1 protein-coding gene and 1 pseudogene are annotated in these 1341 nt (G+C 69.6%); one reads left to right on the top strand and one right to left on the bottom strand.

Annotation, left to right across the window (positions count from 1 at the left end):
* Positions 1-193 precede the first annotated feature (193 nt).
* Positions 194-598 (top strand): hypothetical protein, encoded by a 405-nt coding sequence (locus A5787_RS11740; protein ID WP_066966361.1) that lies wholly within the window; start codon positions 194-196, stop codon positions 596-598.
* Between the two features lie 10 nt (positions 599-608).
* On the opposite strand, the pseudogene A5787_RS28785 reads toward A5787_RS11740, so the two are convergent.
* Positions 609-1196 (bottom strand): annotated as a pseudogene (locus tag A5787_RS28785) (DUF3060 domain-containing protein); the annotation flags it as partial.
* Between the last annotated feature and the right edge of the window lie 145 nt (positions 1197-1341).

The following is a 1341-nucleotide window of genomic DNA, read 5'->3' as shown; positions in this document are numbered from 1 at the left end:
CGCCCGAGCCGCCTCCGCAATACCAGCGGCCGCCGCTGACGATGTACTTGCACTTGCCGTTCGTCACGGTGCCGATTCCGATCAACCCGCCGCCGCCGCCCCCGCCGCCGCCGGCCCCGTAGACCGGTCCGTGGCGGCCGGCGACGACTGAGCGCACACTGATCAGTAGCGCTGTCACTGCAAGGAGGTCTGTGTGGGCGAATACGGTGCGTTCGGATTCGATCCCGACGAGTTCGATCGCGTGATCAGGGAGGGCAGCGAGGGCCTGCGCGACGTGTTCGAGCGGGTCGGCAGGTTTGTCGGCGGTCCGGGTGGCCGCATGGGCTGGTCGGCGGTTTTCGACGACCTGTCGCGGCGGCCACGGTCGGCGCCGGAGACCGCCGGCGAGGCCGGTGACGGGGTGTGGGCCATCTACACCGTGGACGCCGATGGCGGCGCCCACGTCGAACAGGTTTACGCGACCGAACTCGACGCGCTGCGGGCCAACAAGAACAACGTGGATCCCAAGCGCAAGGTGCGCTTCCTGCCCTACGGCATCGCGGTCAGCGTCCTCGACGACGACTCTGAAGAATCCGGCGAGTCCGGCGCGACGGGCTAGCCACGGCCGATCAGCCCTGCTGTACCTCGTTGGAACCGCCGGAGTTGCTGATCTTCGGATTGCCCGCGTGGTAGGTGATCTTGTTGCTGAAGCCGGACGCGTCGATGCTGTCGACGGAGTCGACGGTGATGGCGTTCTGAACGCCGGACACCGTGAGGCTGGTGCAGTGGCCGGTGATCACGACCGTGTTGGACACCCCGCTGACGCTGACGATGTTGTTGTCGCAGGCGATCGTTCGATTCTCGTTGATGCCCGAGACGCTGATCCTGGCGCCCCGCGCTGGGGTGGGCGGCGTCGACGGCGTCGTCGTCCTGGTCCGGGTGCTCGACGGGCCGGGGCTGCGCGGGCTGCTGGTGGCGCTGGACGGCGGACCAAACGTCGCGGAGATGCTCGGCGGGGAGTTGATGATCGACCGGACGCCGGAGAGCTGGTGCGCGGCGAAAGCGGCGATGCCGCCGGCGAGGGCGAGAAACGCGATGACGATGAACGTGCCCACGATCCACCATGTGCGGTTGCCCGAGGACGACTTCGGCGGAGACCCGTACGACGGGCCGCCGTACGTCCACGGGCTCGCCGGCGGCGGTGGGGGCATCTGTCCATGAACTCGCAGGATGACCCGGAAGAGCGCATCCGGGAACTCGAGCGCCCCCTGGCCGACGCGGCGCGCGCGTCCGAGCCCGGTCAAGCGCAGCCGCCCGGGGGCTACCCGTATCCGACCGCGCCACCCGGCCCGCCGCCCCCAC

Origin of the sequence: Mycobacterium sp. 852002-50816_SCH5313054-b, assembly GCF_001667185.1 — a bacterium.
Lineage (GTDB): Bacteria > Actinomycetota > Actinomycetes > Mycobacteriales > Mycobacteriaceae > Mycobacterium.
The sequence above is the reverse complement of the archived record's forward strand: the minus strand, read 5'-3'. Positions and strand labels throughout refer to the sequence as shown.